This is a genomic window from Micromonospora sp. M42 (assembly GCF_000568915.1).
GTDB classification, from domain to species: Bacteria; Actinomycetota; Actinomycetes; order Mycobacteriales; family Micromonosporaceae; genus Micromonospora; species Micromonospora chalcea.
Map to the genome: position 1 here is coordinate 1 of NZ_KK037240.1, position 5,264 is coordinate 5,264.

A 5,264-nucleotide genomic window follows, 5' to 3' on the forward strand; every position below is an offset into this window, starting at 1 on the left:
CCGGTGCGGCTTGGGCAGGGGAGGCGGCGGCCTGTATCAGGCCGGCCGCGAGCGCGCCGCTCAGCAGCACCGACAACCGCCGTCTGACGACACGTATGCGCCGGGACGTTCGGGATCTCATCAAGACGTCTTTCCGTACGGGCGCCCGGGTGCCGGGCACGGTCCAAGAACGAGAGAGGGCTGAGCCGTGCGGTCAGCTACGGGGCGGAACCTCGGTGGGGAGATCCCAGGGAATGTTGAGGAAGCTCACCTGGCTGTCGTCGAGCGCGCCCTGGAAAGCCCACACGTCATCGACGGACCCGGGGAAGAGGCTGCCGGTGTCGACCTTCCCTCCCGTCACGATGGCGCCGACGTCGAAGGTCTTGGTCGCCTTGTGCGAAAGGACGTTCTCGCCCCAGGCGATCAGGTCCTGGCACCCGGAATCATCCGCGTTGCCATCACCGTCGTCATCGCCGCAGACGTCTTCCTGCACGACGCCGTTGACGTAGAGACGCGCTTCCTTCAGCAAACCGTCGTAGACGACAGCCAGATGATTCCAGTCGGTGACCTCGTAGAACAAGTTGTTGGACAACCGCTTGACCGAGGCATCCTTGGAGTCCGCATCGGAAATGCTGAGTTCGAAACGACCCTGCTCACTCGTCGTGGCCGAGCCCGGAACCCAAACCACACTCAACGGGCTGCTCGTGCCAGCCTCCGCGGAAAAGATGGTCTTCTCCTTGTCCGGCACAGCAGCAGCCTTCGCCCACGCCGTCACGGTGAAACTCGACCCCGTATCGACAGGCATCGTCGCGGTCGAGAGATAGGCATCCGTGCCGTTGAGGTCCACACCCTGATCATCGACATATCCCTCTCCCTTGCTCGCGCCCCCGTGCAGCGTCATGGGACGTGCCTGCGCGGACAGATCGGGAGAGGTCACCGGCGTCGTCGACGACAGCGACTCGAAATTCCAGCGCCCCTTCAGCACAGGGTGCTGACGCACCATCTGCGACACCTCCTCCGGCGAGACGACACGGTCGTACAGACGCAGGTCGTCGATCGTGCCGGGGAAGTAACTGCTGGGTGTCGTACTGCCGTTGTAGACGCCCGCGCCCACGTACATGGACTGGTCCGCGTACCACGCCTTCGGCAGGTCTGCCGTCCCGGCCTTCGCCCCGTTCACGTACAGGGTCAGGGTGTTGGCGACCGTGTCGTGCACACCGACCAGGTGAACCCACTCACCGATCTGCGCATGGGTACCGTCCGGCTGCATCGCACGGATGACTTTCGCGCCGACGGCATCCTCGGAGTACTGATTGAACGCCCACCGGTCGTACGCCGACGAGTAGTACAACTCCAGACCAGGAGCGAAGTTGCCGGCCTGCAAAGCGATGTCCGCCGCGGCGTCCGGCTTCTTGTCCAGCTTCGCCCATGCGGACACGGTGAAGCTGCGCTGCGTGTTGAGGTGCGGGCCGCGGTCCTGCGCTATACGCCCGTAGCCTGTCGTGCCGTCGAAGTGCGCGGCTTTGCCCGTCACACCCTCAACCCCGGTGGTCACCCCGCCCGAGTACTTCGCCGGGAACACCTGACCGTGGCCCTCGACCTTCGTCGCACCCGCGGCCTCATCGAGCGGGAACTGAGCGACCGCAGGACGGCCCGGATCGCCCACGTCTTTCTTGTCCTTCAGGACCGCGACCTCGTTGACCGTCAGCGGCTTGTCGAAGACCTGCACCTCATCGATGAGGCCCGGGAAGAACGCGCTCCGCCCACCACCGTCGTACGAACCGGCTCCGATCTGGAACCCCCGCCGCGCCTCCCACGGAGTGCTGTACGCCGTCTCCCCCGCAAGTTTTCCGTCCACGTACAGCGCGAGCTTGTCGTCCGTGGAGCTGTACGAACCCGCCAGATGCGTCCACACCCCTGCTTTCGCATCCCCGGGCTGAGCGGACATGGCCCGCACGACCGGCACCGTCCCCGGCTTGTCCTCCGAGTACTGGTTGAAGATCCACCGATCGTAACTACTGGAGTAATACAGTTCGAAACCAGGCTTGTCGTTACCCGTCTGGCTCGCCACGACCGCAGCCTGCCCCGGCACCTTATCGAGCTTGACCCAGGCCGAGACCGCGAACCCATCGCTCGTATTCACCACCGGCAGATCGCTGTACGCGTATCCGTCCGTCCCGTTGAAGTGCGCCGCTGTGCCGATCGCGCCCTGCTCGCCGAGCGTCACGCCACCATGCGTGTCCATCGTTCGTGCCGGTGTCGAGCCCTGCGCCTTGCTCGCCCCGGTCGACTCGTCGAACTGCCAGGTGGCACGGTCGGGCTGACCGGCCCGCACCTTGAAGAGGTATGTACGCGGAGCACTCGCGTTGCCCGCCGCGTCAAAAGCCTGCGCCGTCACATAATTCAGGCCGGGGGCAGAAGGCAAGGTCTTGAACGTCTTGGCAGCACCCGCACTCGTCGTCAGTTTCCTCGCCGACGACGGATTCGCGTTGATCCCGTACCAGTAGGACGTCACGTCCGTACTGCTCGACTTCACCTCGAACGTTCCGTACTTACCCACGCCGTCATACCAGGGATCGTCCGGGTCGGCCGGGTCCGACGCCGGATACTCGGAGGACGCAATCGTCGGCTCCTTCGGCGTGGACGTGTCATAAACGAAGTAGCAGGCCTGCGGATCACCCGCGTACGACCACGGCGAGTACTGCGCCCCGTCCCACACCCGCACGTACCAGTTGATCGTCGTGTTCGCCGGAAGCGTCGACGGCAACGCCTGGGTGAACTGCTCCCCCGACGCCTTCAGCGCACTCCGGGCAGGCTTCCAGTACTGCTTCTTGCCAGCCTTGTCCACCCAGTTCGCCTGGAACTCGACAGCGACCTTGTCACCATCCGGGTCCGTCACTTTGGTCACGTACAGCTTGCCCAGGGTGCGCACCCGCACAGGCGACGAGGACGGCTTGCACGAGCCGCCGTACTCCATCAGCATCTGCGACGTCCGCACCTGCGCCGGCGGACGGTTGTACTGCACCCGCAAATACGCCTTGTCCGAGAACCGCTTCCAGGCGTACTTGTCAGACTCGTCGCTCGCCCGGAGGCCGAACGTCATCGTCTTCGCCTTGCTGTTCGCCGCCGACTGCACCGCCGACTTCACGCTGAACTCGGCATCCTTGGCCGAACACCCCTCATACCCGTACGCGAACGAGTCAGAGGCGAGTTCCTTGATCCAGAACCCCGAAGCTTTCTGCGAGTTCCACGTCGTCGAGGAAGAGATCCCTTTTGTCTCCCACAGCTCGACTTTCCGCTTGTCGCACGACGCCGACCACGTGTTCTTCACCACGAACTCGGCCGACAGGATTGACTTCCCCGCGAACGTCGAGACGGGGATCTGGTAGAAGAGCCGCTTCGTGTCCTGCGGAGCGCAGTAGCCCCACCCGCAAAAACCCATCCCCGCATCGTGATCACCGTTGAACTTCCACTGCGGCGACGACGCCCAGTACTCCGACGCCATCGTCCACGACGACGCCTTCGGCGTGTACCACTGCGGATCGATGAACACCGGATACTGCGTGTCCTCGCCAGCGAGTACGTCCTCGTCCGGCGTCAGTATCAACTCCCTGCCACCCGCAGGCACCTCCACAGCGACCGGGGCCAGCTTGCCCGACTCCGCCGCACCCGGCTCTCCGTCCCCCGCACCGGCAGATACTGTCGCGGAACGTGCCGCCTTCGCAGCCCCCTCCGCGCCCACACCCGTGCCCGGCCCAGGCGAGGAATCCCACATCTGCGGCGTCGGCGCCTCGAACACGGCGCTGCCCGCACCGTCATCAACGGCTTCAAGACCGCCCTGCGCAGTCTCCTTGACCGCCATTCCCTCCGCCGCCAGCTTCAGCCTCAGCGACTTCAGCTCCGGATTAGCCGCCGCCTGAGCACTCTTCACCACAAGCAACTGCGTGAACCCGTCCACCTGCGCACCCATCTGCAGGTCAACACCCGGCAGCACCTCCGCATACGTCGCGGTGTCCCCCGACACCTGCGGCTTCGGCAACGCGGACGGCCACGACAGAGCGAGTTCACGTCCCGCCCGCTCCATGCGCACCAGCGGCTGATCACCGCCAGCCGAGAACGTCACATCCGTCACAGCCGCCTTCGGCCGCACACCGTCCGTGGACACCGCCAGGTCGGTGTCCACATCGACCCACTTACCATCCTTGCGGGTACGCACCGGACGCAAGTACTCCCGCGCCTCCAAATGCCCCTCCGGCGTCGCGAACACATCCCGCGACTCCCCACGTCGGGAGACCACCTCGACCGGCTTCCCCGAAGCCTTCGCCTCAGCAATCGCCCGATCCGTCTCCGACGCCGCCTGCTCCCCCTGCGTCCCAGCGCCAGGGCCACCGACGGCCTGCTGCGACGTCCCACCGGCCTCCGGGCCATCAGCGGCAGAAACAGGACCCGCAGCGAGCGGCAGCAACCCCACCGTCAGCGCCGCCCCCAGCAAAACGCCGCCCCAACGCCCACCACGCCGCTGACGACGACCCCCCACAGGCACACCTCGCCCACGATCTCTACGCCCGCGCCCCACAACCCCACCCCTGACACACAGAAAAAACACAAGTGGAGCGAGTAAACGATCACAAGAGAGCCATCGTCAAGGAGCACAGGCCGCGACCTACCTGATGACCAACTGCCGCAAGACGGACACAAATTCACTATGCACGCACAGAGGCACATCCATGCAAATGCCCTGCTTTCCAAGCATTACCCATACGCTTAAATCATGACATCTTAGACACCGATCAAGTCATATCCCACGATGCAAATCACGGATCCAGCGCAGCGTAAGGAAGCGCACAGATCGACATGTCAATTTTCCACACTTGTCTCAATGAGCGTTGCCGGCCTCTCCTCTGCAGAGTGATCACGTCCTTGGCGACGAAAGTCGTTCAGTTCGGGCTGATGCGCGATCTACGGGAAACAGCCAGGTTTAGCGGCGCGCCGTGCAGCGTTCGACGGGGCTCTGGCCCCCGCGAGAGCCCGGTCGAGCGTGCGCTGGGTGAGGGTGAGTTCGCTGCCCCGTGTCCGTATGCGCCTGTTGGTGAGCCAGGGTCCGGCGTCCGCATAAGCGCGCTCGGCCCGGGGTGGGCAGGGCTTCCGTGCCCTTGAGGAAAGTGTTCGAAGTTGCAACTCAACAGCACGAAAGCCCTGTTGCTTCGGTGTCGTGCCCCGCGCGACCTGCCCCCACGCCCTGATCGAGTGGGTCGTCATGCCCATCGTCACCCGGGAGGGTGGCG

General features: G+C 64.7%; 1 protein-coding gene. It reads right to left on the reverse strand.

Annotation, left to right across the window (positions count from 1 at the left end):
- Positions 1–193: 193 nt before the first annotated feature.
- On the reverse strand, positions 194–4,516 hold the full coding sequence (locus MCBG_RS30855) for a LamG domain-containing protein (protein WP_009069101.1): 4,323 nt from the start codon (positions 4,514–4,516) through the stop codon (positions 194–196).
- Between the last annotated feature and the right edge of the window lie 748 nt (positions 4,517–5,264).